This window comes from Pseudomonas sp. 2 (genome assembly GCF_056627435.1).
The window spans coordinates 218,131-244,743 of sequence record NZ_JBWXNG010000004.1 but is presented as its reverse complement, the minus strand read 5'-3'; the positions used below and the strand labels follow the sequence as shown (position 1 = coordinate 244,743).

Annotated in this window: 23 protein-coding genes and 1 pseudogene; 9 read left to right on the top strand and 15 right to left on the bottom strand. The window is 53.5% G+C overall.

What is annotated here, in order from left to right; genetic code table 11:
* Positions 1–13 precede the first annotated feature (13 nt).
* The 5 genes from mdcE (at position 14) to madM (ending at position 3,656) form a co-directional block, all read left to right on the top strand.
* A complete protein-coding gene (mdcE, locus tag AC1MEK_RS08895) occupies positions 14–817 on the top strand; it encodes a biotin-independent malonate decarboxylase subunit gamma (RefSeq protein ID WP_480396066.1) in 804 nt (267 codons plus the stop codon).
* Positions 817–1,443, top strand: a complete 627-nt coding sequence (locus AC1MEK_RS08890) for a malonate decarboxylase holo-ACP synthase (RefSeq protein ID WP_480395886.1) — start codon at positions 817–819, stop codon at positions 1,441–1,443. The genes mdcE and AC1MEK_RS08890 overlap by 1 nt, the downstream gene beginning before the upstream one ends.
* A complete protein-coding gene (gene mdcH, locus AC1MEK_RS08885; RefSeq protein WP_480395885.1) occupies positions 1,440–2,375 on the top strand; it encodes a malonate decarboxylase subunit epsilon in 936 nt (311 codons plus the stop codon). Before AC1MEK_RS08890 ends, mdcH begins: the two co-directional genes overlap by 4 nt.
* 65 nt (positions 2,376–2,440) lie before the next feature.
* Positions 2,441–2,890 (top strand): malonate transporter subunit MadL, encoded by a 450-nt coding sequence (gene madL / locus AC1MEK_RS08880; RefSeq protein ID WP_480395884.1) that lies wholly within the window; start codon positions 2,441–2,443, stop codon positions 2,888–2,890.
* A gap of 1 nt (position 2,891) precedes the next feature.
* On the top strand, positions 2,892–3,656 hold the full coding sequence (madM, locus tag AC1MEK_RS08875) for a malonate transporter subunit MadM (protein ID WP_480395883.1): 765 nt from the start codon (positions 2,892–2,894) through the stop codon (positions 3,654–3,656).
* 129 nt (positions 3,657–3,785) lie between these two features.
* Here madM and AC1MEK_RS08870 read toward each other — a convergent pair whose 3' ends face one another.
* Positions 3,786–4,094 carry a DUF6124 family protein gene (locus AC1MEK_RS08870; RefSeq protein WP_480395882.1) on the bottom strand — a complete coding sequence of 103 codons (309 nt, stop codon included), beginning with the start codon at positions 4,092–4,094 and terminating at the stop codon, positions 3,786–3,788.
* A 639-nt stretch (positions 4,095–4,733) separates the two neighbouring features.
* Here AC1MEK_RS08870 and AC1MEK_RS08865 point away from each other — a divergent pair.
* Positions 4,734–4,904 (top strand): hypothetical protein, encoded by a 171-nt coding sequence (locus AC1MEK_RS08865; RefSeq protein ID WP_480395881.1) that lies wholly within the window; start codon positions 4,734–4,736, stop codon positions 4,902–4,904.
* A 1,369-nt stretch (positions 4,905–6,273) separates the two neighbouring features.
* Here the strand turns inward: AC1MEK_RS08865 and AC1MEK_RS08860 are convergent.
* From AC1MEK_RS08860 to AC1MEK_RS08850, 3 genes and pseudogenes are all read right to left on the bottom strand, one after another.
* The gene (locus AC1MEK_RS08860) at positions 6,274–8,100 is read right to left on the bottom strand and encodes an AAA family ATPase (RefSeq protein ID WP_480395880.1); all 1,827 of its coding nucleotides are present in this window, start codon (positions 8,098–8,100) and stop codon (positions 6,274–6,276) included.
* Positions 8,101–8,244: 144 nt separating this feature from the next.
* Positions 8,245–9,804: a DUF6119 family protein gene (locus AC1MEK_RS08855; RefSeq protein WP_480395879.1), complete on the bottom strand. Its 1,560-nt coding sequence runs from the start codon at positions 9,802–9,804 to the stop codon at positions 8,245–8,247.
* Positions 9,805–9,957: 153 nt separating this feature from the next.
* Positions 9,958–10,053 (bottom strand): annotated as a pseudogene (locus AC1MEK_RS08850) (integrase); the annotation flags it as partial.
* A gap of 1,106 nt (positions 10,054–11,159) precedes the next feature.
* Here AC1MEK_RS08850 and AC1MEK_RS08845 point away from each other — a divergent pair.
* The 3 genes from AC1MEK_RS08845 to AC1MEK_RS08835 are packed head-to-tail and all read left to right on the top strand — an operon-like array spanning position 11,160 to position 15,445.
* Complete coding sequence (locus AC1MEK_RS08845; RefSeq protein ID WP_143512069.1) at positions 11,160–12,404, top strand: ABC-three component system protein; 1,245 nt, start codon at positions 11,160–11,162, stop codon at positions 12,402–12,404.
* Positions 12,397–13,140: an ABC-three component system middle component 1 gene (locus AC1MEK_RS08840; RefSeq protein WP_480395878.1), complete on the top strand. Its 744-nt coding sequence runs from the start codon at positions 12,397–12,399 to the stop codon at positions 13,138–13,140. Before AC1MEK_RS08845 ends, AC1MEK_RS08840 begins: the two co-directional genes overlap by 8 nt.
* Entirely contained in the window at positions 13,118–15,445 is a 2,328-nt protein-coding gene (locus tag AC1MEK_RS08835; RefSeq protein WP_480395877.1) for an AAA family ATPase, read from the top strand. Before AC1MEK_RS08840 ends, AC1MEK_RS08835 begins: the two co-directional genes overlap by 23 nt.
* Before the next feature lie 27 nt (positions 15,446–15,472).
* Here AC1MEK_RS08835 and AC1MEK_RS08830 read toward each other — a convergent pair whose 3' ends face one another.
* The 11 genes from AC1MEK_RS08830 to AC1MEK_RS08780 form a co-directional block, all read right to left on the bottom strand.
* A complete protein-coding gene (locus AC1MEK_RS08830; RefSeq protein WP_480395876.1) occupies positions 15,473–15,766 on the bottom strand; it encodes a hypothetical protein in 294 nt (97 codons plus the stop codon).
* Positions 15,763–16,743 (bottom strand): integrase domain-containing protein, encoded by a 981-nt coding sequence (locus AC1MEK_RS08825; RefSeq protein ID WP_480395875.1) that lies wholly within the window; start codon positions 16,741–16,743, stop codon positions 15,763–15,765. The genes AC1MEK_RS08830 and AC1MEK_RS08825 overlap by 4 nt, the downstream gene beginning before the upstream one ends.
* 929 nt (positions 16,744–17,672) lie before the next feature.
* Positions 17,673–18,992: a tyrosine-type recombinase/integrase gene (locus AC1MEK_RS08820; protein WP_480395874.1), complete on the bottom strand. Its 1,320-nt coding sequence runs from the start codon at positions 18,990–18,992 to the stop codon at positions 17,673–17,675.
* Positions 18,993–19,310: 318 nt separating this feature from the next.
* Entirely contained in the window at positions 19,311–20,453 is a 1,143-nt protein-coding gene (locus AC1MEK_RS08815) for a site-specific integrase (protein ID WP_480395873.1), read from the bottom strand.
* Positions 20,450–20,662 (bottom strand): DUF4224 domain-containing protein, encoded by a 213-nt coding sequence (locus AC1MEK_RS08810; protein WP_480395872.1) that lies wholly within the window; start codon positions 20,660–20,662, stop codon positions 20,450–20,452. The genes AC1MEK_RS08815 and AC1MEK_RS08810 overlap by 4 nt, the downstream gene beginning before the upstream one ends.
* Positions 20,663–20,924: 262 nt before the next feature.
* On the bottom strand, positions 20,925–22,628 hold the full coding sequence (locus AC1MEK_RS08805; RefSeq protein ID WP_480395871.1) for a DNA cytosine methyltransferase: 1,704 nt from the start codon (positions 22,626–22,628) through the stop codon (positions 20,925–20,927).
* Positions 22,618–22,824 carry a hypothetical protein gene (locus tag AC1MEK_RS08800; RefSeq protein WP_480395870.1) on the bottom strand — a complete coding sequence of 69 codons (207 nt, stop codon included), beginning with the start codon at positions 22,822–22,824 and terminating at the stop codon, positions 22,618–22,620. Before AC1MEK_RS08800 ends, AC1MEK_RS08805 begins: the two co-directional genes overlap by 11 nt.
* Positions 22,824–23,087: a hypothetical protein gene (locus AC1MEK_RS08795; protein WP_480395869.1), complete on the bottom strand. Its 264-nt coding sequence runs from the start codon at positions 23,085–23,087 to the stop codon at positions 22,824–22,826. Before AC1MEK_RS08795 ends, AC1MEK_RS08800 begins: the two co-directional genes overlap by 1 nt.
* A gap of 70 nt (positions 23,088–23,157) precedes the next feature.
* Entirely contained in the window at positions 23,158–23,295 is a 138-nt protein-coding gene (locus AC1MEK_RS08790) for a hypothetical protein (RefSeq protein ID WP_480395868.1), read from the bottom strand.
* Between the two features lie 40 nt (positions 23,296–23,335).
* Positions 23,336–23,704 (bottom strand): hypothetical protein, encoded by a 369-nt coding sequence (locus AC1MEK_RS08785; protein ID WP_480395867.1) that lies wholly within the window; start codon positions 23,702–23,704, stop codon positions 23,336–23,338.
* Between the two features lie 101 nt (positions 23,705–23,805).
* The gene (locus tag AC1MEK_RS08780) at positions 23,806–26,610 is read right to left on the bottom strand and encodes a toprim domain-containing protein (protein ID WP_480396065.1); all 2,805 of its coding nucleotides are present in this window, start codon (positions 26,608–26,610) and stop codon (positions 23,806–23,808) included.
* Positions 26,611–26,613 lie beyond the last annotated feature (3 nt).

The window sequence follows — 26,613 nt, the reverse complement described above, 5'->3', positions numbered from 1 at the left end:
CGAAGAAAAAGCCATGAGCATGTATTCGACCCGTGGCCTGAACTGGTTCAACGCGCTGGCCAATGGCGCTGCCGAAGTGGCTGGCTTGCCGGTTTCGGTGAAGGCCGCCGATGGCAAGGTGGGCGATCAAGACGTGCGTTTTGTCGCCGTCGTCGCAAACCCGGAAAACCCTTTCCCCCGCGCCCGCAACGGCGAAGTCGGCTTGCTCGAAGGCTGGGGCCTGGCGCAGGCCGTCGATGCCTTTATCGAGCAGGATCGCCAGAGCACGCATAAACGGGCGCTGGTCGCGATCATCGACGTGCCCAGCCAAGCCTATGGCCGTCGCGAGGAAGTGCTGGGCATTCATCAGGCCCTTGCTGGCGCCGTCGATGCTTACGCCTGCGCTCGGCTGGCGGGGCATCCGGTGATTGGCCTGTTGGTCGGCAAGGCGATGTCCGGCGCTTTTCTCGCCCATGGCTATCAGGCCAACCGGCTGATCGCCCTGCGTGATCCGGGGGTGATGGTGCACGCGATGGGTAAGGCGTCGGCGGCGCGGGTCACCCTGCGCAGCGTCGAAGAGCTGGAAAAACTCGCCGCCACCATCCCGCCCATGGCCTACGACATCGACAGCTACGGCGGCCTCGGCCTGCTCTGGGAAACCCTCTCGGTCAGCCAGATCGAACAGCCGTCCGCTGAGGATTTGGCGTCTGTTCAGCACTGCCTGAGCGCTGCCATCAGCGACGCGCGCGCCAGCGGCACCGACTTGAGTTCACGCCTCGGAGCGCCCAATCGTGCGGCGTCCTCCAAGGTGCGCGAACTGCTGCGGGCGCAGTGGTAATGAGCGCCTTCGCGCCGGTACAGCCCCACGATCTGTTGTGGGGCTTGCCCGTGGCCGCTTTGCCTGCAGACGCTCCGGCGTGGGTGGCCGAGGTGATTGGCCTTGGGCATCCGGTGGTGGTGCGTCGTGCGCGAGTGGCCGACGATTGTGTGGCCGTGGGTGTGCGCGGCAGCGCTCGCGATCAGCGTTTTGCGCTGGTGATGAAGCGCGCCGACATTACCCGTCGCGTTCATCCGGAGCAGTTGATCGATGTCGCGACAGACCTGATGTGGCCCGCTTTAGAAGCGCTTCGGCAGATTTACCCGGTGATGCAGGCGTTTGGCTTGCCGTGGGGCGTTGCAGGCAGTGCCGGCTTCGAGCTGGCGACCGGCATGCCTGTTCTTCATAAAGACAGCGACCTGGACCTGATCCTGCGCACCCCACAATTTTTCAGCCGCGAACAGGCCGCGCAACTTGTGGAAACACTGGACCGCGCCATTTGCCGCATCGACTTGCAACTGCAAACCCCGCTCGGCGCGGTGGCCCTGCGCGAGTGGGCAGGCAAGGCGCGCCAGGTACTGCTCAAGGCCGAAGACGGCGCGCGGCTGGTGAGCGATCCGTGGCAGTTTCAGGAGCGCGCGGCATGAGCAGCTTCTGGGTGTTTCCGGGGCAGGGCGCGCAGCAGGCGGGCATGTTGCACGCACTGCCGAGCGACCCGCTGGCCGCCGAATGCCTGCGCGAAGCCAGTGATGCGCTCAACGAAGACGTCCTGAATCTCGACACCGCTGACGCCCTGCAATCGACCCGCGCCGTGCAACTCAGCCTGTTGATTGCCGGGGTCGCCTGCTCCCGGGTGCTCATGGCCCAGGGCAACACCCCGGACTACGTCGCGGGCCTGTCCATCGGCGCCTATCCGGCAGCGGTCATCGCCGGCGCGGTGAGCTTCGCCGACGCGGTGCGGCTGGTGGCGCTGCGCGGCGAGCTGATGCAAAACGCCTACCCACAGGGCTACGGCATGACCGCCCTGATTGGCCTGGACCAGACCACCGTCGAAGGCTTGATCGCCCAGGTTCACAGCGCCGCGACCCCGGTGTATCTGGCCAACATCAACGCCGACAACCAGTTCGTCATCGCAGGTTCCGATCAGGCCATGGTCAGCGTCGCCAAGCTGGCCCATGAACAGGGCGCTGCAGCGACCAAACGCCTGGCTGTCAGCGTGCCGTCCCATTGCGAATTGCTCAACGAGCCTGCCCAACGCTTGGCCGAGGCGTTCGCCGAGGTATCGATTCATCTGCCGACCATCCGTTACCTCAGCGGCAGCACCGCACGCCCCATCTTCAATGCTGACAAATTGCGTGACGACCTGGCGTTCAACATGAGCCGGGTCATCGACTGGCGCAGCACCGTGCAGACCGCCTACGAGCGCGGTGTGCGCCTGCAGATTGAATTGCCGCCCAGCACCGTGCTCACGGGGCTGGCGCGGCGAGTGTTCGAACAAGGATCGGCAGTCGCCTTCCAGGGCGCGCGGCTGGACACGCTGAGCGCACTGTCGAAAGAGGAGGAACATCGCCACCCATAAACCGACTGCTGCTTTCGAAGGAACAAAAACAACAACTTCGACGATGCAATTTGAGGGCAATAACAATGATTATTTATGGTGTCGCGTTACTGGCTATCTGCACCCTGGCCGGGGTGATTCTCGGTGATCTGCTCGGTGTGCTGCTGGGCGTCAAATCCAACGTGGGCGGTGTCGGCATCGCCATGATCCTGCTCATCTGCGCCCGCCTGTTCATGCAAAAACGCGGCGGCCTGAGCGAAGGCTGCGAAATGGGCGTCGGCTTCTGGGGCGCCATGTACATTCCGGTGGTGGTCGCCATGGCCGCCCAGCAAAACGTCGTCACCGCGCTCAAGGGCGGCCCGATTGCCGTCATCGCCGCCATCGGTTCGGTCGTGGTCTGCGGCGTGACCATCGCCATCATCAGCCGCACCAACAAGGGCGAACCGCTGCCCAGGCTCGAAGATGATAACCCGCCCCATGCCGCAGTGATCGCGCCGAAAGTGAGCGCCACGCCGACGCCAGCAGGAGGCCGCTGATATGTGGGATCTCATCCAGAAAGACCTCATCAGCCAGGGCCTGGTCACCGCATTCGCCGTCGTCGGCGTGGTCATGTGGATTTCCGTCGTGCTGTCCAAGCGCCTGACGTTCGGCCGCATCCACGGCTCGGCGATCGCCATCGTCATCGGCCTGGTACTGGCCTGGGTCGGCGGCGTCATGACCGGCGGCCAGAAAGGCCTCGCCGACCTCGCGCTGTTCTCCGGCATCGGCCTGATGGGCGGCGCCATGCTGCGCGACTTCGCCATCGTCGCCACCGCCTTCGAAGTGCAAGCCACCGAAGCCAGAAAAGCCGGCCTGATCGGCGCCTTCTCGCTGTTCCTCGGCACCGTGCTGCCCTTCATCGTCGGCTCCTGCGTGGCCTACGCCTTCGGCTACCGCGACGCCGTGAGCATCACCACCATCGGCGCGGGCGCCGTCACCTACATCGTCGGCCCCGTCACCGGCGCTGCGCTGGGCGCCAGCTCCGACGTCATGGCCCTGTCCATCGCCACCGGCCTGATCAAAGCCATCCTCGTCATGGTCGGCACCCCCATGGCCGCCCGCTGGATGGCCCTCGACAACCCGCGTTCAGCCATGGTCTTCGGCGGCCTGGCCGGCACCGTCAGCGGCGTCACCGCAGGCCTGGCCGCCACCGACCGCCGCCTGGTGCCCTACGGCGCACTCACCGCCACCTTCCACACAGGCCTCGGTTGCCTGCTCGGCCCGTCGCTGCTGTACTTCATCGTGCGGGGGATCATGGGCTGATTGCGGATCGCTGATTGCTGATCGCAATGACACCCAACCCCCTGTGGGAGTGAGCTTGCTCGCGAATGCGGCCCCCCAGTCGCCGCATTCGCCAAGCCATACCCGAATCTCAAGCATATGAATTGCGACTCAGCCCTGTTTCTTATCCCGAAACCGAGCCTCCCCCAACCCCGCAATAGACGCCTCAACCAACGCCTTCGCCGCCTCGATCTGATGCACCACCGCCCGCGCCAGCGGACGGAATTCCGGCGTGGTGTTATCAGCAGATTCATAAGCCGTGGCAGCGGCGCAGTTCAGGTACTCGGACACCAGCACCAACGCGTCCTCGACCAGAATGCCTGGCTGCACGTTGAACAGGCTGCGATGGCCGAAATTGACGCCGAAGGGGAGGGATTGGGTGACTGGGATTTCAGGTGGATGTGGTGTGGATCTGATCATGTTCTCTTCCTGGAGGCTGAAACCGACACCGTCCCGCTGTCAAACAGATTGGTGGCAGCTGTAAGCGGGTTGACAGACCAGTCCAGGAACCTGGCGCACACGAATGTGCCCCACCCACAGCCGCCATGGCACAACCAGCAGATCAAAAACCTGCGGGTCGTTGCGTGCGCTGCATTCCAAGAGTCGGTCTGTCAAAACCGGTCGCCGAATAGCGACGGACCGAAGCCTAAGCCCAGACCCAGAGCACCGCAACGCGGTCGGGAGCATATCGACAATTTTCAGAAACGTCCTACAGGAACTGGTTTGTTTTGTGGGGGGATGTGTCTGTTTGAGCGATTTTTGATCGGTGGCTCGTGATTGAGAGCAGGTCTGCAAGCTTGGGAATATCTGAAATTTCCCACGAGTTCTTAAGACCTGTCGGGCATCCGAGCAGCAGACGGAAGAGCAGCCTTAGCGCCCTACTGAACGATGAGGGCCGAGCATGAAGCATTGGGGAACGTCTTTGGCGATCGCCTTGGTCATATCAGCACTGGCTTGGGCTTTCTGGCATTTTCTGGGGCGAGACGCGATGGACGTGTTTACTGCGAGCGTGATTATGCTTTTGGCGATAGACAACATGCGATTGAGGCGGACGGGTAAATGACACGCGCCAAAGAACCTAAAGCGATGACCCATGACAACCCCAATAAGCACTGCCCCCTGCTGCTCGAATCGACCCCAACTACCGATGAAGACGATGCGATTCTCAAGGTCGTGAACGAGCGCTTGGCCGATCCCCAGCGGGTAAAAGTCTCACTGGACAATTTGTAGTCGCCCCGAGCGACAGGCAGAAAAGAAAAACCTCCGGTTAAGGAGGTTTTCGCGGATGTCCTCAGGGACCTCACCCATCAACCGGCACGGCCGAGAACCAATGGCGGCATCTGAACACCTTCACCCTGAGTCGCCTGGGTGGAAGCTCCGATTTATCCAGATGGAACGAGCGGTATTCAAGACTGCCGCCATCGTCAACGGCGCCTGATGAACGTGGCCAAATTCAGAATCGGCCTACAAGAGTTGCGGCGATTTGCGCGCAGGCGGCGGTTGTATTGCCGTGGCGCGATCCCTACCATCAGGCCGTTCCCGAAGGGGGCTTGCGAGACTCTAAGGATCCTGGTCCGCCAGCAATCGTAGAGCCAAACAGGTGTGAGGCGATGACAAGCCGACCTGTTTGCAAAGGGGGCGCCTTTTGTCTTTCTAGGCAAGCAGTTCGCTTAGGCTGTCTTGCTCCAACATCTGCATTTGTAGCGAACTTCGATTCGTCGCTGTGCTGTATACCCATCCCAATTCGAGTCGTCGCCTTGCAATCCGCGAGATATCGCCGACAGGATTTTTCACTGACAGGCTAATCTACAACTCCTGAAAACCGGCCTAGCCTCGTCGAGATGTTCATGCAGCATATCCATATCGTGGAACCGGCTTCGGGGTGGCGAATGATCAGCTATTCATCAAGACGAATGTTGAGAGACTCAGCGTTCAACTCGACTCTGGCGATATTTATCATCCCACATTCAAGTACATGTGCTAGTGCCTCGGCCAACTTCAACCCTGTCCTCTTGTTCCTACGGAAAAGATGACTAGTGATCCTTTGTCGCGCGAGCCTCTTGGTAGTCTCTCCGAGATATCTGACTGAACATTCTGTTTCGCCGAGTGTAGTAAAGATAGCGTGTAAGTTTGCTGATCCTGAAACGCTGTCCAGTATCGTTTTATAGAGGCGAGCCAGCGTATCTCCGTTTAACGACGTGGTTTTAGTTTTAGCTGCGGCTGGTAGGTACGAAGCGCTCACTTTTCGTTCCGGATCCAAGAGATGAATTTAAACTTGATTAAGAAACTCCTCGAATGAAGAATTTTTTTCGCAGTGCTTAGCTAAAAGTAAGATCTCTGAGATCTGATGATCAAGCTAAAATACAGGTCTGAGCCCCTCAGAAATGGCTGCTTCGTGTCGAATGCAGCTGGGTTTTGCGGGGCGCTTCGACCCTATTTAGTCGGTATCCATCAGTGGGGAGTGATTAAGGATTGTCCTATAAGTAATACTATCATTAGGCTGGGTTTGTATGGGTCTAAATGGGGGTGGATGTGTGAATATTAATGGTTTATTTATAATTGTGCTCATTGTGAAGATTCTCCATCTGAAGTCCTAGATTTAGGCCGTATGTTGATTTTGTATTGATTTGAATATCTCGGGAAAATCGATGGGAGCAAACTGCGGATAGTCTAGTAGTACTTTGTTTATGATGTCGCTTTTTAGAGAGTTCTCATTTCGAAAACGCTTTAGAGGCGGGAAAGCATTTTTGACAGCACTCTCTAGATCGTGGCCATTCATTTTTAAGTACCATTCAGGTGTAGAGATAGCAAGCCCGCCTGCATATGAAACCTCCACTGTGCTGTGATCATCGCCACCCCCGATCTCTTTGCCAACAGTTCTCGCAACGTGGAGGGCAAGCCTTTCATAATCGGCAGGCTGCAATCCCCCTATTTTCATATAGCTTATTCTTCGGTCGAGCCCAGCGCACTCGGGTGTCAAATGTGACTCCCTTATCAGATAGAGCGCTAGAAGAAGCGGATCAAATACAATGTTTTCAAAGCTGTATCTATTATGTTCAGATACAACCTTTATGAAGTCGCTTCCGTTGTTCTTTCCGTCCCAGTCAATAACGCCATATATTTTGGTATTACCGTTTCGGCGGAGTATTCCAACTATTTCACGAACTTGATCGCTACTTCCAGAACCTCCTGAGCCAGACGAAATAAAATTCAGAGAAATTTCACTTTCCGCATCTCCCTTTAAAGCTTCGTAGATATCGCCGTAATTTTTTGCATCGTGCTTACTCTCCACGAAGACCTGAACGCGGTTGTCGTAGTTTACGCTAAGTGCTGGCACGCCAGAGGTGAGAATTTTTATGCATCTATCCTTCGTTTGCTTCGAAATTCGTCCTTCCGATTTTTTCATAGTATATAAGTATTCATCAGGAGCCAAAGCCACCGTGGATGGGGAGTGCGTTGTCATGATTACATGTACATTTCTTTTCTTGACAAAAACATCTTCAACTACCTTTAGTAGCTTTCCTGCCATCGAAGGATGCAGGTGACAGTCGGGCTCATCAAGTAATAGTACTTCAGGATAAATTCGCTCATAATGAGAATTGTAAAGTGCCAATACCAATGACATGAGTACCTTTTCTCCAGAGGATAGCTCGGAGAATGCTATCTCTAGACCGCTGGATCTAGTAACCAGCTTTACTGTGAATGGATCTTCTGGGGCTTGGTCTTCAGGCGTCGTTAAGGAGTAGTCTATATTGGCTGAGTCTAATATCTCGTTAGCAAGGATCCAAGGTGGTTCGCCATGCTTTGCTGTAAATTCAGCGTCTGACAATGCATCGATTTCGGCTCTGCCTTTGATTTCTTTTAAATAGCAATCAATGTCATTTTTGGCGTGAAGGATTTGATAGTTCTTGAAAATCTGTGATAAATCCGCATGGAAAATGTCTTGCCCCTTATTCTGCGGGCTTGCCTCGTCAATTATGAAGCCTGGCGGAATGTTTTTCATTATCTCTAATCGATCGGCATATTCAAGCTCGCCTTGCCCATGTTTCTTGTTTTGCTTTATCGCATTCAGTATTTTTTGCTCGTCTTTTGTGAAGAAAGTTTCGAACACGTAGTAGGTGAGTTGTGGTGAGTTCTTTTTGTGATAGCTGTAGTTGGAAAGCTTCGATTGGAGTGTTATGCAAAATCGTTCCAGTGCGCTTCCGTAAAATGTACTGCTAGGGATTTCTCCAAGGTTTCCGGAGAATAATTTTATTCTTTTTGCTGTTTCTCCATTGATAGTTAATTTGGCTTTCTTGTTTGAAATGGCGTGCAGTAGCTGCGTTTTGCCTGCGCCGTTTACGCCTGTAAGTATTACGAGGGGAGGGAACTCAATATCATTGAGGGTTTTTAATGACTTGAACTCTGCCTCAAGACTGATTCTCATATTGATATACTCAAGAATATGTTAATAATGATTGATTGATGTGTTGAAAGTGACTAGCTCGGAGCGGCGCCAAAGTTAAGCGGCTGGTCCAAGTCTTCCCTAGAGGTACTATTGTATGGGCGCAGTTTTGAGACTCGTCCGCTATCATCGAGTAGCAGTATTTTGTGGTGTGCGCCTGTAGCTGATATTTACTATGGGGATTCTTCCGCGCAGGAGTGTAAACTTTCTCCAATTGGCTAATTTGGTGAGAAATATCAGAGAGTTCAGGTCGGAAAGAAAGTTAATGTCTGTTTGACGTTCGATAAATAACCATAGGCATACCTGCTTTACATGAAAGTCTGCTCCGTTTACTTGGGCAATGAATGAGTTTCGTTCAAGAACACTAAGAGACGCAATCGCTTGGTCGATGGCATAATTCAGTTTTTGCGGCTCTCCAATTTTTACGATGAAGATGGTTTCATCCTTAAAAAGATCAGCAACTTCCACCGCAGCACCTTCTGGCGAACTCAAGTCACGATCCCCGTCACAGTACCCAAAATTTTCAGCCAGTGTTACGTTGACAAAGCGCTCGGCATATCTAACTCTGCCGGTTTGCTGTCCTTTCCAAATCTCAAAAGCATCATGATCAAATAGAGGCATTTCAGTCGAAAATCTAGTGTCAATCCGATTGACTTCATGACGAATTGTGTTCAAGTAAGTTAGATCATATCGATGCCATCTACCGCCCTCAAGGTAAAATCCTTCTTCATCCTTGTAGTCCAAGACGTCTTTGAGTGTCGTTATCAGCCTCTCGCCATCATCACCTAAAATAGAGACTGTTGCCTCGAATAGCGCTTCGTAATTCCCATCGAAATCTTCACGTGCAATGGTACGAAGCGTCGTCAACTCAAGTTCGTCATTTAAGACAAATTGCTGTTTTGGTGTCCTGAGCACATAGTCGCGCTCTTCAGGAAACATCAAAGCGACGCCTGATAACTGCGTTGGACAGATGTCGGCCATATACAGATTATTTTCAATTGCCTCAATTAACTTTCGATCTTGCTCCAGAATCGTGTCCTGTTGATGAATTATAATTCGCCGAGGAATCTGCTTTACAACACCGCCTTCAAGTACCTTAACAAGTCTTTGGCATATGAGATGACAGTTTTCTACTCCAAATTTTCTATGTCTAAGATGAACTGAATGTCCGCAACTTATGTTTCGACCCCACATTGTGATGTCGGTTGGAATACCTCGAATGTAATCGACGGCTTCGCCCGCCTCATAGGCCAGATCTGAAATGATTTTGTATGTGTCGATGCTTCTCAGTCGGCTTCCGGCAAACTCTTGCGAACTCTTGATTTTGAAGGAGCTCAGTAGTCGACTGGCTACATCTATCCCGAAGTCGAGGTCAGAAAACTTCGAGATGTAGAAGTGTGCTGATCCATAACTTAATGCAAATGCTTGATCATCAAAGGTTACTACTACGGCTGCGGCGTAGTGAGGGGTGCTCTTTTCTTCGATTTGAAAATTCTTTGCGAGGTCGACGGTCCATTTTATAGGCGTGGGATGGGTATTCTGTGTGAAGAATAGACTCAACTTAAAAAGTTTCCCTTCGTACTCGCGTTCTATTTCCTGTACGAACGTAAGATTGTTGTTTGTTAATGAATTGACCAAGTTGTCAAGTTGAGAAGTGTATATTTTGAATATATTGAGGGCAGCCATACCAATCCCTTGGTTGTGAAACCACTTGCCCGACAGTGCGGTTAGAACCAGGCATGAGGTGTCATTTTGTGGGTACAGAAAAAAGCCTGCGAACTTAATGGTAGCACAAGGCTACTCTAGGGTGACGCGTGCGAAGCTAAATGCTGTACCACCCACGAATCCCTGCCACCGACCACAGTGCGCCCTGACCGTGCCGCACTGGCCTACGGCGAACATGTCTTTCAGTGCTTTCGGCGCCGGGTAGCTCAACTACCTGCCGTAGTCGAAATTACGACCATCGCGTTTACCTACCAATGTCATGCCGATCACCTCATCTTCCTATCTCCGATCCTCGCTCCGCGTCATCCCGCCAAGAACGCTGAATGACATCAATGATCAAGGCTCCTGCGACCTATGAGGATGTCCTAGAGCGCGGGACTCGCGGTTCCTTAGGAGCAAGAACAAGAGCAAGCATCTCATGATCTGGCCTGCTGAACTCTGTTACCGGTGGGCGGGTGAAGGCTGCATTGGCTGACGAGACCAATGCCGCAAGATCCTGAGCCTGTACAAGCAGCAATGCGATGGCCGGGGCATGCCTGATTTTCAGTCAAGTGCAGTCCATTCCCTGGCTTGCGGCACCATTATCAACAGCGCTGTTGCTGGTGACATCGACGTTTGTCACGCCGATTGTCGCGAGAGTGATTGCCGCGAAGTCGTTTTGGGCTGCAGCGGTGTCAGGAGAGCTCGCTAGGGGAGAGGATCGAGGGCAGCTGAGCGCAGTATTCGATCAAGCGAACATGCAGCAGTAGTGCGGTTGAGACAGCCGACCGCCGCAGCTATGAGATCGTGAAAAACAGCCCAAACAAAAAAGGCCCACCTCTCGGTGAGCCTTTCTCGTTGTGTCATGGTGCGGCACCAGGAGTCGAATCGAAAGCCAACTATATGTTTAGTATGGTTTTTTTCTGTGGTTATTCAGCGCGCTATCTCTAATTCTACCCCTTTGACGCTTAGAAATTAGAACGGCGTCCTGCTTCTAATATTTGATGAATAAGGTTTGTTTCCCTGCCCGGCTGGCACTTACTCTGAAACTGGCCGTGTGAGGCATGCCCCATCGCTATCCTTGCAACGAGTGTTGCAGCCCTGTTCGGAAGTCTGGCTGACCCTTTTTTTGAACCTACAGGTATGGTAGATTCTGCGATGTCATAGTGACATCGCTCAAGGGAATGCATAAAAATGACAATCAAGGAAGTTTTCATAACGCCGCTGGGCGCGCGCAACAAAAAGTCTAAATATCGGATACGGAAATTAAGATCATATTCTATTGAGTTAGAAGTTTACTTCTGACTCTGTCTCTAAATTTGCCTAGGACATATTGCATGTCAAAATCGGCTGCCTCCCATCCTCATACAGCTGCGCCTACATGGAGTGGGTTTATTTACCAAGGGCATTTAGCGCTATATCATTCCATAGAATGTGTGCTAAATAAAATGTCGTTTGAGTTGCAAATCGACAGCATTGATGATTTTGCGATAATTGAAAATGGAATTGCAGTTTCTACGCATCAGGTAAAAGCGTTAGCAGATGATAAAAGAGCTGCTTATGGGGAGGCTCTCGAAAAAGCTGCATCCACACATAAGTTGTGTGATAAGAATACCAAAAGATATTTTCATACATCTGCGCGCCTTGATGATGCTTCTGATTTTGTTGGCAGTAATGGGAATGTTGTTAAATTTTATACTTACGATGGGCTGCCTTACTGCTATCTCCAAGATGTTGAAGAAAAAACGAAGTCAAGAATTAAGAGCTACTTGATTTCCGAAGGGTTGCCTTGTAGTGATTTTTTAGTGAATTTGAAGTTCGAAGCTTTGCAGAGTCATATTGCTGCTCAAGTAATATATATACATGCGTGCAATCAGGATGGGTTAATGAGCGCCGCAGAAGCTGCGTTTACTCAAACTTTAAAAAGTAAGAAGATTGTAGAGTTATTAAGCCTCGCCGCTACCCATGAAGACGACATTGTATACAAGATGTTCCAAGCCAGAATGGCCGTTTGTAAATCATTGTATGGGTATACCAATACAATGGAAAAAACAGTAGATAGAACTGTTATTCAAAAAGTCGCAAATGTTTACGATCAGATTAAAGAATTGGGTGATACCCCATTTACATGGCTGTGGAAGTCGTTATGTTTTGGATCTTCCTCAATGGTCGTGAGTGAGAACAGTGTTTATGACTATGTGGATGTGATCTACGATATAGATAAAGCACCACTGAGTGAGCAAAAGCCGCCTTATTATAGGTGCTCTGCCGGAGATTTTTATTTGCCGACAGCAATTTCGGCAGACAATGCTCGACGGGAGCATAGGTTTGCTGAAGATCTCATGGAGCAGCTGAAAAGCGATCCAGAGCTGATAGATATATTAGTTGAATATCAATGGCTAATTGCAGCTAGAGCAAATATTTTTTCACCTGCTGAGCGATTTTGTGCAGCTACCGGAGCTTCGCGGGATGCTGTAGAAGATGAGTTTTCATTGATGGGTAAGGATCGTAATAAAATAACTAAAGCCTTTGATGCAACAATAATTTCAAGGGAAGAGGCGAGGGTAAAGTTGAATGATTAAAGAGATTGTTCTACAGGCTGCCTTGAAGCATGAGTTTACTTTGTTTGATGTCGGCGACTATTCTAAAGTAGATGACGTCACCATAGAACATTCGGCAGGAAAAACCTTAGCAGGTCTTGAAGATATTGACTATAAGTCTTTGACTTATTTTAGTCAGGATAGTGGAGATAGGAAGCGATTCCTCGCTGTGGTTGAGTGTGGAAAAATACCATCACCGCAGGTGCTGAATAAATTAGTGCTACTGCATGCTCCTGAATCATTCAAATCTGATCCTGCTTTTGATAAAAATACCGACCTGATTATTTTGCATGAGTTAAGGCGTCGAGCTGACTTTAATGGAGTTGAGAGCAAGATATTTGGTATTGAAGAAAACCCATATTATTTTAAAAAATATTTTCTTTATTACAGCGAAGAAGAGCTTAGGTTGTTAGAAGGGCACAGCTTCGAAAGCGTTTCAGCGATGGTTGTCGATGATAGGATGTTTGCAGAATATCGAGATCAACCACTATCGCCTACATTATATAGTGTCGCGGCGAGAATTTTTATAAAGCTCCCATTTGTAAAGGTTCCAGTTAAGGAAAGCTCACTGAAGCCGCTTGATATTTATGTAGAGGAAGCACTTGCCGAGAAAAAATTGACCGATCTTCATCTCAGAATCTTTAATGCTTCTGCATCTGGGATTGAAGCAGACAAACTAATCGAGACTCTGATTCATGAAGAAATGGAAAATATCTAGCCTCAAGATTGAAAATTTCAAGCCATTTGAAAATACATCTATTGATTTTCGAGCTGCCTCCATGATTACTTTGGATGGCCCGAATGGTTTTGGAAAGACTAGCATATTTGATGCGTTGGAGCTTTTGTTTACTGGCGTCATACAAAGAATTATCAATACAAATGATGCAACAGTTGCGAAGCGTTCGCGCAAAAAACAATTTGAAGAAAACATATACTGGAATAGAAATAAAGAAGGCGACATCGCTATTAGAGCGGAGCTAATAAATCAAGATTCAGGAGAGTCAATTTTCCTAGCTCGTGTTGCTACCATAGCGGACTTATCGAACCCGGAAAATAATGCACCTGACAATTTTTCTATTTTTAAGCTTTACGAAATAAGCAGTATTGACTCCAATGAATTTGGAGTGAGTCTTGATTCTAAAGCGCTAGAGAGTATTCTAGGAGAGAATTTCTTAAAAAATTTCTCTTTATTGAACTATCTTGAGCAAGGGCAGAATAGGTACCTGTACTCGACGGACGCCACTGAAAGAAAAAAAGGTATTGAGCATCTGATTAATACCGATAAATTAACGAGCCAGATATCATATTGCTCCGCGTTAGAAAGTATTATTACGGAATCTTACACTGGGAAAGAGCATACTGACCTCCAAGCTGAGTTGAATGAAAAAATTAAACAGCTTAGTGGTCAGTTTCAAGATGCCGAGAATACCGTTGACTTCAAGCGGTTGAGTACCGCGCTGCCGTCGCCTGGTTGGGATGTTGAACAGCCTCTGTCGGCTGTAAATGATACTGATATTGAAACTCTGATACGTGAATTGCGGGATATATTTAAAATACATCAGAACTTTGATGAGGTTCTGAAGAGAAAAGCTAATAGTAATATTGATGAGTTTTTAAAAAGAGAGGTCGATATAAAGCTGGCTCTTCAGTTGGGTTCTGAAGTTGCTGGATATGAAGGTCTGAAAGTAAAAAACTCGACGCTAGTTGGGCTGGATCATGATATTTTGATATTCAGAAAGCCAGCTTCAGAGATAAAGGAAGTAGATCTAAAAGGTCTTAAGAATACTGCTGATTTGGTTGGTATAAATAGTCTCATTGAAGCGCGGGATCTAATTAAATCTGATAGTGCAGATAAGAACGCAAAGCTTGTAAATTTACTAAGTGCTCATGCAGAGTTACTACGACAACACCAAGAATGTGAAGATTTGGAAATTTCCGGTTGTCCATTTTGTGGGTTCTCATGGGCGACTTACGCTGCGTTAGAGGAAGCCGCTTTAAATAATGCGGAAAGAATTCGATCTGAAATAGATGCTTCTGCTCAGAAGCTAGAAGAGACAGTAAGGTCAATGCAGGACTTGCTGAATTTACAGATAGCAGCATTCACGCAGCAGCGTGACCTAGTCGCAAAAGATTTCGATAGTGTTCTTTTTAAGGCTCTCACATCAGCAGAATCTAAGTTCTCAATTATAAGTGAAGTGGTTTTGCAGTTGGTGCAATATGGCGTATCAAAAAATCTAAGTTTTACGGCTGATGATGCAGCTCTGCTGTTACGGTTTAATGAAGCAAAAGGTATTATTGCTACAGCTAAAAAACCAGAAAGTGATGTGCTTCCTTTAGGCTGGTCATCTAGCTTAGAGATGGCTTTCTCGAATGCATCAGATATAACCTCACTTAGTATTTCGGATTTTGAAAATAAAGAATCCTATCTCAGAGCCGCTCATTCTAAATTCAAAAGCGAAGAGTACAAGTCTAAAGTAGCGGAGCTTGATAAGCTCAGATCTAGGATTGAAGCTGGCAAAAAAATAAAAGCAAAAATTGTTAAGCTTAGGAAGCAATTGGACGAAACTGCGAAGCAGTATGCGAAAAAGACTATTGGTGACATAGAGCTGTTGTTCCATATTTATAGTGGGCGACTCATACAGAATTATCAGCGTGGATTAGGTTTGTTTATAGTGAGCGGTAAAGGAGATATACTCAAATTCAATACTGCGCTGAAGTCTGATCATGATGCAATCCTGTCTATGAGTAGTGGGCAAATCGCATCATTAGGTTTGGCGTTTTTCCTAACATTGAATAGGGTATATGCTCTTAATCCATTCATACTGATTGATGATCCAGTACAGTCAATGGATGAAATTAACATTGCTTCATTGAGTGATTTGTTACGGGTAGAACTTTCAGATCGTCAGATTTTATTGTCAAACCATGAGATGGAAGTGTCAACGTATATGCGGTATAAATTCAAGCGCGCAGGATTGTCTCAAGCGTCTGTTTCTATGTTGCCAAAAAACATAACAGCATAAATGTGTTTTAGGGGGGGCGCCTCACAATTAGGTTTTTGAGGCGCGTTTCTTAGTTGTTTGTTGCGCTTTGCCTAACCGAGCTAATATCAGGTTCATGGTTAGCCAGTAGTAATATTTGGTCGAGGTTGAGCGTGTTTTTATATGCGTAGTCAGGAACCAACTAAGATGCTTTCGCTGCCAAGCCCACGGATTGTCTATGTGCCAGCGTTTGGCAATCGCTGCTTGAATGGCTATTGCCTGGCGGAGATGACGCAGGCGCGTGGAGTGTGACCCCGTCAGGACGCCTACAAGGAATAGCTCCATGTCGAATGCCTTGCTCATGCTCGATCACCGATGTAAGCGGAAGCCACATCTGTACGACCGTGTCCCAGCTCATAGCTAATTTCTCTACGGGCCTGACGATCAAGATGCCTATCTACCCGGCAACATTGGCCGCCGTTGATAGGCGCGGGGTGCTGGGTGATTTGCTCATAGCGTTCACATGCGTAGGCCGCTCGTAACTCATGGAAGCCCTTGAGGCTGTGTGTATGCAGGATGTTCCGCGCAGGGCGGACGATTTTCTGCAAAACATGTAGGTAGCTTTCGCTTGGTGCAACCAGGTTGCGGCTACCGGCAGGAGAGACCTGCTGTGTAAATCCAAGCGCACCACGAATATGATCATCCACCGTAACCCAGCGTGGCGCCGAGGCGCCGGCGCGGCCGCCTTTAGTGCCATCCTGAATGTTAATCCTACCTAGTTCGCGAGCCTCACGGGTTAGTCGTGGCAGATCAGCCAAGATGGCCTCACGCAAGCGCATGCCGGTGGCTCGTGCCAATAGAACGATCGCTGCGGCTCGCAGCTGATCACGACTACAAAGTGCGTCGACGATCTGCTTAATCTGTTCGCGGTCTTGGCCCTGCGGAACCGAGTGACGAACCCCGGTGCGCTGCATAGCCAACGCCTTGCTCGGACTTGGCAGTTTCACATGCTGATCACCGCGAAGCGCAGCCATGGTCCTGTTAACGCTGGATAGTCGGTTTTGTGCGGTGCTGATGGCGAGGTCACCGCGCTCAACCGCACCGCGCAGATAAGCCGCATAGGCGGCCAACACCTTTCGATCGATTTGTCGCGCGTCATTGATACCGGGCCCATGTTCGGAGCGGCACCACTTCACGAATGCCTGCCATCGATCACAGTGCGCCTTGACCGTGCCGTAGTGGCCTCCGCCGAACATGTCTTTCAGCGCTTGTGGCCCTGCGTAGCTCAGTTGCCTGCCATACCCAAAATTGCGGCCATCCCGCCTACCTACCAATGCCATGTCGGTCACCTCATCTTCCGATTTCCAATCCTCGCCCCACGTCATCCCGCCAAGAATGTTGAGTGTTATCAGGGATCAAGGCCCCTGCGACCTGTGGGGAATGTCCACTACGCGGGACTGGCGGCTCCTTACATCCGGGAGCAAGGGCATCTCATGATCTGGCCTCCTGAACACCGTTACCGGTGGGCGGGTGGAGGCAGCACTGGCTGACTAGACCAGCGCCTGAAGATCCTGAGCTGGGTGAACGCAGCACTGCGATGACCGGGGCATGCCTGACTGTCAGTCAGGTGCAGTCCATTCCTTGGTCTGCGGCACCATCATCTACAGCGCTGTTGCTGGTGACATCGGCGTTTGTCACGCCGATTGTCACGAGGGGGAATGCCGCAAAGCCTTGTGCGATCAGGGCTGCAGCAGTGGTAGAAGTGCCCGTCTCTTTCCAGAAGAAAGAGACGGGCACAGGCTGGCGCAATATTCGGCCAAGCGGATAGGTTGCTGCAGGGCAGCGAGGTACGGTGTATCTGGCGCACGAGCGCTATATGTGTAAGAGCATCCATCACATGGGTAGTGACCGGGCGAGCTGCCGGATGCGAATCGCCCTTGGGGAGAACCACCGCGGGAGCGGCGTGACCTTTAAGGTTCGGGTCACCTGGGGTGCTGTTATCGACAGCGCTTGCAACTCCCGGTCTACGCCTGTGGACAATATTCGTCAAGCAAAGCGATTTCAGGGATTTAGCGCCTGTGGATAAAACTATCCCCCGGTGGACATCAGTGGTTTTCCACAGACGCACTCTGTGCCAGCAGTTTTTTTCTTAGGTATGGTCCTTTCAAACGGGGCGGCTTTGCAGCCCCGTTTGAAAGGACCCGCGCGGAGGAGCTTCATGCGGTGCTGTGGGTAACTTCACTACGAGTTGAGGTGGTGATGCGGCGGGTTACTCGGTCCTTTTGGCACTGCGAAGCCGCGTGACGTTCTCGCCCGTCTGCTTGGCAAACTCATGCGGCGTCACATGGTCCTCGCGGTTTGCCTCTAGAAACCGACTCCACCAGGTCATGATCATCCGGCGCTCTTCGAGGAACTCGGCCTTGTGGGTATAGGCGGCGCGCACGTTGTTGCGTTCCTTGTGGCTCATCTGGCGCTCGATCGCTATCTCTGACCACAGCCCGGACTCGACCAGTGCACTGCACGCCATGGCTCGGAACCCGTGGCCGCAGATATCCACCTTAGTGTCGTAGCCCATCGTTCTGAGCGCGGCATTCACCGTGTTCTCGGACATCGGTTTCCACGGCTTGGCATCCCCCGCGAACACCAGCTCGAACTTGCCGGTGATCGCGTGGATCTGCTCAAGCAAGGCCACTGCTTGCGGCGATAAGGGTACAACGTGAATGTCCCCGGCCATCTTCGTACCTCTTGTGGAAAACGGCACGCCGTCCAGCGCCGGGCGGGTGTCGGGGATTTCCCAAATTCCGCGTTTGAGGTCGAATTCGTTCCAGCGGGCGAAGCGCAGTTCACTGGAGCGTACGAATACATGCAGCGACAGCATCACCGTGAGGCGCGTAAGCGGGCGACCTCTGTAGTCCTCGATGCATGCCAGTAGCTCTGGCAGCCGCGATAAGGGTAGTGCGGGCCGGTGAGTTACTCGAGGAGTCTTGATCGAGCCATCGAGGTCGTGAGCCGGGTTCGCCGTGATCAGTCGCAGACGTTTGGCTTCACGCATGATGCTTTGCAGGTAGTTCTTGATCCTGAGCGCCACGTCGATGGTGCCGCGCTTCGTCACGGCTTCCAGTGGCTGCATAAGGTCGTGAGTGTCGAGCTCAACGATTGCCCTGGCACCGAGAAGAGGGAAGACGTGGGTCTTCAATCGGCTGAGCACCGTCTTGGCGTGGCCGGGCGCCCACTTCGGCACCATGCTCGCATACCAGTCGAGCGCAACGCTTTCAAAGGTGCGGCCGTTGATCACGGCTTGGGTCTTGGTTTGTTGCTTGTACTGGATGGGATCTATGCCGTTGGCGAGCTGCTGCTTGATCTCGAAACGCTTGCGGCGTGCATCACCCAACCCGACCACCGGGTAGCTGCCGAGGGCGGTCAGGCCTTCGCGGCCATCGGGTTTAACGTACCTGAGCCGCCAGCCTTTGCGGCCGTTGGGTTGCACAAGCAGGTAAAGACCGTCGCCGTCGAAGAGCTTGTACTCGCGCTCTCTGGGCTTTGCCGTGCGACAGGTGGTGTCTGTAAGCGGGGCAGTGGTGCGGGCCATAAGGGTAGTCTCCGATATCGAAACGGACCTCTATCCTTAAAACTACCCTTATTAGCGCTGGCTACCCTCGGAATCCGACGGAACGCCAAAACGAAAAAACCCGCCAGAAGGCGGGTTTTTCGGGGGTTCCAGAGATTTTGAAAGCTTTCTATGGAACCTTGAATGGTGCCGGCACCAGGAATCGAACCCGGGACCTACTGATTACAAGAAAGATGCTCGCTGTAGCGATTTCAATAGCTTACGGCAATGTCTGGTACGTGCTCAATAGTCTAAAGGCTAAGCAGGGTGTGGACCTCAACCTTCTTGGTACGTGGGAAATCAGTCTGCAGAAGGGGATACGAGCGGCAAGCTGAAGTCGTAAATATCGAGCATGGACTCATCTCGGTGGCCGCTGGCGTCTTGCTTCTGCTTGCGATCGCCTTGAGTGTCGGTGATGCCGCGCCGCTTGAGGTCGTGCAACGCGAAGCGCTGCTGCTCGCTGATTATTCCTTCCTCGATTGCCCTGGTGATGAATCGTTGCCAGGCAGTATCCAGACTGGACTTCTGCAGGGCGCCGCCGTGGGATGCAACAATGATAAATCTGCGATCGGCTGCCGCTGGAATTGGATAGCTCTGGCGAGTCCACACCCGACGCCGGTAGGCTTTAGCACCCTCCCAGGCCGCGCGCAGGCGGGGAGTCCAGCGCACGACGTTGTCGCGGCTGCCCTTGCGTCTGTTGGTCTGTAACCCTTCGTCCAGTTCATTGGCATCGGTCAGAGTGACAGCCTCGATCCCGCGCAAGCGGCAAAGGTAGGCCAGTTCCATGACGTAGCCCAGGTAGGCCGGACAGGAGCCGCGCTGGCCGCGTGCGAGTTTGCCCATCTCGTGCGCCCGGGCGATCAGTTCGGCCATGACCTTGGGGTTCGGTAGCCGACGCTGCTTTCGTTCGGTCGGGGCTTCGATGCCTTGTGCGACGTTGATTTCCAAGTAACCGCGATTGCGACCCCACTGCATCACTCGTCGAAGGTATCGCAACGCATGTGCGGCCTTGGAAGGAGTGCCCTCGTCTGCAATCCGATCGATTACACGCTGCACAAGGGCTGAGGTGAATTTGCGAACGCAAAGTTCACCCAACGGTTTTTGCAGTTTAGTTGGGATGGCTAACAGCACCTTCCGGCAGTATTCATAGTCGTCTCGGGAATTCTTCCCCAGCTTGGTGAACTGCGAGCTGGCGTGGAACTCCTTGCAAAGATGGTTGAGACTGTCACGGTCGATACCCTTTCTTTCTTCCATAATCCGGTGCAATTCTGCCAGCGTCGCGGTTGGCCCTGCGATGTTGACGCGTTTGCGATTTCCGCCTTCGTCCCGCCAGGTGGTGTACCAGACGCCGTTCCAGCGCTGATCAAAAAAAACGGCCGCCGGAATGGCGGCCTGGTCGATGTGCGCAGGGATGTGCGGGTTGTGTTTACGGGACCGCCTCATAGGATCTCGCTGCCATATTTTTCAGTTACCGGCGATGCTCCACCGGCTTGGTTGACCAGGTCGATGGTGGTCCAAGGGCCTTGGCGGCCCCAGAACCAGCGGATGCCCTGCTTTCGCAGGGCTTGCTCCACTCCAGATCGACGGGTGTAACCCGTGAGGCGTTGCAGATCCTGAAACGTCAGGACCTTGCTCGGCTGATGGTCGATCATACGGGTGGTGCTCCTCGGCAGGCGACTAGAACCGTAACGTCTGGGTTCTGGTGATCAAACCTCATCAGAGTGGTCAGAGCGATCTGTATCGACCGCCAGTCGTTGCGGGTTTTATTGACGTGCACAACTGGGCTCCCGGCCTTTGTCAGTCTCAGGTGGCCACCTCTGGTGAGGTGGATGTCCCAACCGTGATTGTGGCCGTACCAGGCCAAAATGCCGATCCGTTTTCCTATTCGCCTTGGGCGCGGCAGCATAATCATGCTCATGGCGCATCGCCCGCACTACAGACATGATCGGCCTCCCGTTGCGCGACGCTTAGCCCCACAGCCACCGGCTTTACCCATACCGGCATGTTGCTGAGCATGAATGTTTCGCCGGCGGCGGCCAGCAATAGGGTAGTGCCCATCACGTGAGCGATCGCTTCGGCTGCTGCCGGTGGTACCGCGTTACCGATTCGCTCGCGCCAAGCCTGATCGCTCAGGCCGTCCAGCTCGAACTGCTCTTCTGGGTCTACCAAGCTTTGCAGCGCAGCCAGCTCCAGTGTGGTGAAAGGTCGGTGCCAGGTTCCGTCGAGGCTCTCAATAACGCATGTCAGCCGATCATTGGCTTCCGGCATGCGTGGATCAGCGACTGACCACCGGCCGTTGTCCTGCTTGGCACTGGCCGAAACAGCGCCACACTGGCTGTTCCAGTCGACAACTCCGTAATGCCCTCCAGTGAGATAGGCGTCACCCTTCGCGCGCTTCATGCCTGGTCGAGGATCCTGAACAGCGAATGCGCCTTGCCCGGTTGTGCTTGCAGAGATAACTGTGCGCGAAGTGCCGTCCCACTGAGCCACGTTGTATTTTCCGTGGCCTATTCCTGGGTCGCGCGGATCAGCAACGCTGAACGTTCCTTGCCCGGGTGACTTCACACCGATGACCGCGCCGCTGGTTTCGCTCCATTTGCGAACACCGTACTGCTGGTACTGCAAGGCCCGTTCGGGGGCGCGCGGATCCGCTACGGAAAACTTCCCGTTGGCGGGACCGCTACGTGCAGCTACCGTGCCCGCGCTCTCTTGCCAGCTGTGCACGCCCAAAAATCCATTGCGAAACTGGGGAACGATGACCAGGTCACGCAAGTACCCGTCCTCGATCGCCAAGTCATTCAAGCTGCGCCAGTCTTTGCCAGCTTCGACTAAGGCGAGGCGTACCCATGTTTTCCACTGCAGCGCCGGAACTCGGTGCATTGGGCCTGCGGCTTCGATATCGCCGGCCAGCGGCATGCGATCGAGAATCGAACCTACTGACTTGAGGGTCTTCTTTTCTGGTTCGTACAGGAACGGTGGCACCTTCTCAATGTGACGGGCTACCAGCAAAAAGCGCTTGCGGCTCTGGGCCAAACCACCGATGACTCCACAGTCATGAGTGGTTTCAGCTACGGCGTAACCGAAGTGAGACAGCAATTTGTTGATCTGATCGAGCAGGTGTCGGCCACGGGAAGCCAAACGCGGAACGTTTTCAAACACCAGTAGCGGTACAGGATCATCTTTCCAGGCTTCGCCAAACAACCAGATGCAGCGCAGTGTTAGCTCGTTCAATGCCTGATACTTCGGCGTCATGCTCATCGTCTCGGAAAGAAGGCCGCTGGCCCCTTTGCAAGGCGAACTGATGAATACTGCATCAGGGCGGCGCCCGCCTGCGGCACGACGAATGTCTTCGGCTGTAGCTTCTCTCCAGCCTGGTGGCGGCTCTTTGCCGTGGAAACGGATGTACTGGTCGCGAGTGAACAGGTCAATCAGCGTGCCTTTCACACCGCTCAGTCGCTCGAAATCGGCGAGGCCGGCCGGGTCAACATCAACCCCACCGATGCATTCCCACTCGCCTTGCATGTTGCCAACGACAGGTTTTGCCCGGTTAAAGCCCTTGGCACCACCGCCGAGACCGCAGCACATGTGAAAGTGGTACAGCTTGCGCTTAACGAGCATTGTGACGTTCTCCCTGCGCGCGCTTGGCCTGGATATTTGCCATGTACGAATCCCATTCAGCGGATTTGCGCTTCTGGCGCAATTGACTGCAGCGTTCGTGGGTGCGAGTGGAGCGCGCTTTGCCGCAGATGTCACAAAAGTTGGGGAGGTCGAGGCGATGGCTGGCCATCGTCGGGCGTTCGCGGGTTTTGGCCATCACGCGTCCCCCAACAAGGCGCGGGTCAATGCGTTGCGCTGACCGGCGGGAGTGAGTTTGTGAACTGGCTGGGTACTAGTGCGGCCGTTGCGGCTGCGGACCTTGGCGACACCGTTGTCGATCGCGATGACCTTTCCTTCTTTGACCGACATGCCATAGCCGCCGGCGGTTGCCGTCATTTTCACGTAAGTGACCTGGTCACCTACCTTGATCGTGTTCGTGGTAGCCTCGGCCGCGCTGCCGTTGGGGGTTTGAATTTGCATGGTTCTCTCCTTTCAGGGGTGGCAGGTGCCATGGGGTTGCAGCCCCATGGCACCAACTCTTCTCAGTTGTTCAGCTCAGGATCAGGATCATCAGATCCGGCACTTTCATCGCAACGACGACAATTACCGCGATCGTCATCAATGCTCCGAGCAGTTGGCCCAGCAGGGCGCCGTGATGGTGTTGCTCAAGTTGTTCTGTGTTGCGCATGGTTCTCTCCTTTCAGGGATTTGCCGGTTGCAGCCGGCGGTTAACTCAGGCGGTACTGCTTGCCTTCGCTGATTACGTAAAAATTCACATCGCGCAGGCGATACACACCTCCCGGCCCGCCGTGCACGACGAAGTCGTCGTATGGCGCTGCACCCACGCTCACAGGAAAAAGCTTGTCGGTCTGATGGGAGTACTCGCTGCTCTTCTTGAGATGGGCGTACAGCTGTTGCCCAAAGGGTTTGCAACCGGCTTCGCCGTGTGCAGCTTCAAAACCCAGCCAGGCTGCATTTGTTTCAAGAGATGCGTACTGGCTCTTGTCAGGCGTCCGGATCACGCTGTAGCCGCGTGCTCCGGCCCAATCCTCAAATGCGAACACCAGCTCAAGGTTCTCCGTAGTCACTTCGCTCATGACCCTTCCCCTACGCTTGTTTTGACTGACATCGCAGGCCCGGTGATGACTTCGATTTGCATGGTTCTCTCCTTTCAGGGTTGTATGCGTGGGTTGCAGCCCTACGCCTGGAACATCCAGCACTTGACGGTGGGGGACTTGGTGATCGTGTTGTTGTGGCGCGTTGCCTGGTGAGCGCGCACGGCGCTGTCGACGGCCTTGTTCGACTCCAGAAACTTCCGCGAGCGGGACTCTTTGAGCCGGTCGCGCAGCTCGCTGACGTCGGCCAGCTTCTGGCGATGCTCTGCAGCGCGCTCGACGAACTCGTTGAGGTTGATGGCGATGACGTTGTCTTTCTTGCTGTGATTGACCACTGGGCCTTCGACGTCCAGACCCTGCAGGTACTCGTACACCTCCCAGAATTCCGCCACCACCGGATGATCCGCGCTGATTGAGCTCTGGCGCTCGATCGCCATCGACACGATGCAGCGTTGCGTGGTGGTCATCTGCGCGTCCGTGAACGGCACAAGCGTGCGCAGGCAGTCCAGCAGGCCGAGCATCTGGGCGTGGTTCTTCACGATCCGCTCTACACGGATGTAGCCCCGCAGCTGGTTTCCGCATTTTTGGCAGGCGGCTTTCTCATTGTTGGCCGGGTACGCGGTGTCGCAGGTGATGCAGTGGGTATGCAGTCGACGCAGCCGGGCTTCGTGAGCCGGGATCTTGTCGGCGAGCGTGGACATGACGTCCGCTTCCCGCTTCACGGCCTGCAGCAGGAAGTGGCTGAGCTGGTTGCCGTCCAGAGCGGTGAGCTGGTCGGCGGCGGCGCGGCTTTCCGGCGTCACGTTCGGGCGCACAAAGTGCAGCTTAACGATCCGAGTCATGATGGCTTCGGACGCCACCACGGGCGCGTTCTGGCTGATTGCGATCGTGCCTCGGAAAGGCGGCTCGTAGGTCTCGTTACCTGCGGTTTTCACGCCTTTGGTGGCCAGCGTGCCCCCGCCGAAGTAGTCCTTGAGTTCGTCCCATTCGAAGTTCTTCGCGTGGGCCTTGTCGTCGCCGCTCCGATCGGACTCCAGCAGCACCACCGGCATGCCCGAAACCTGCCCCATCAACCGGCTACGGCCTGCTTTCGTGGACTTCGACGGGTCGAAACCCTCATAGCCGGAGCGCCCGAGCAGTTTCCATAGCAGGTTGAGCAGGGTGGTTTTACCGGCGCCGGCCTCACCGGTGGCTTCCAAGAACGGAAACGACTGGTACCGCGCCCGGATCTGCTCGGCGAACAGAGAGCCGAACCAGAACGTCAGCGCTACGACGCCTTGGGGGCCGAAGCATGTCCACAGCAGTTTCGCCCAGCTGTCGCTGTACTCCTTTGGGTCGCGCTGGATACGAATCGGCACAGCTTTTTGCAGGGTTTTCAGCCGTAGCTTGCCAAACTCGAAAAACTCCTCGTCGTTGACTTCGACCACCTGGCCATCCTTGATGGCCAGCTCGCCGTAGACATAGCAGCTGTATTCCTTGCTGTACCCGACGTAATCGATCGTCTGGACCGTTTTGATAGCGAACAGTTGGTCTTTCATGATCTTGTCGAGCTGCTGGCCGCTACCGGTAAAGAAGGCACCGGCTGCCATGCCCACCAATCGTTTCTTGAACTCGCTCGCTGCAGCGACCTGCCCACCGGTGAAGGTGTTCTTCACTGACGGGCCGTCATGTGGGAAATCAACGCGGAAGAAGTACCAGGACTCGTCGGTAATCTCGTTGCGCTGGAAGTACAGGGCCTGCGGATAGCAGTTGGCGATCTCGACGACGCAGCCAGACATGCGCAGCGCTTTTTCTCGCATTGCGCGGTCGTTCAGCTGCTGCTCTTCGTGGTTGTCGCTTGATTCCAGCGCCTGCATGGCGTTGTTGAACTTGCTGATGTCGAGCTTCCACCAGTACAGGCGGGATTCGAAGCCGAAGTGGAATTCTTCGCGCTCGCGCCAGTTGTATATCAGCAACGCCTTCTCTGCCGCACTCTCGGCGATCAGCAGTGCTCCGTGGTGGCGGGCCTCATCGAGATCTGCATCCAGACGCCGCTGGCGATCTTCGTCACTGTCGATGAACGTCCAGCGCTGGTGCAGATCGTTCCAGTCGACCTTGCGTGCATCGCGTTGAGGGATTTGGGCCGCTTCGCAGGTGAAGCCCAGCGCGCGAGCCATTGTGACCCACTTGCGGGTGTAGCGGTGCGCACCTGGTTCGTTGTCCAGAGCCCAAACCAGCTTCGGCAGATTGCCGGCGCGAGCTGTGGCCAGCGCTTTGAGAGACGCCTCCGGGAATGCGTTGGATGACATTGCCGCTACGGCATCGATGTCGTTGTGCTGCAGCGCGATCGCGTCAAAGATCCCCTCAACAATCCACAACTCTTTGACCTGCGTGAGATCGGTGTGAGGCGAGCACCACCAGTAGCCGCGGTACGACTCACCGGGCTGAAAGCGGGCCTTTTTCTTGCCGAAACGGTGAGGCTGATCAATCAGGCGCTCCCAGTAACCGCCACGCTCCAATGGGAAGCGGACGGTCGCTGAGCCGATGCCCAATCTCGGATCGAAGAAATGCTCTTGAGTGAACAGGCCAGCCACCAGTTCGATCTTGAAGCCGCGTGCGAATTCCAGATATGCCCTAGCGCTGGCGTTCGGTTGATCGTCCGACGCCGGGGCGCGCTTGCTCCAGTCGTCGAACAGGTCGGCATAAAGCTCTTTCGCATGCCACTGCTGCCCGCACTTACTCTCTCGGCCGCATTTGATGAACCACGGGTTGACGTGGCTGCTGTACAGCTCTTTCTTGCCGCAGGCCGGGCAAGTGCCGCCGCGCATGAACTCGGTACCGGGCCGATGCTTCAAGCCGTAGTCGTTCTCGAACCGGGTCAGCACATCTGCCCGGATTTTTTGCTCCATCGG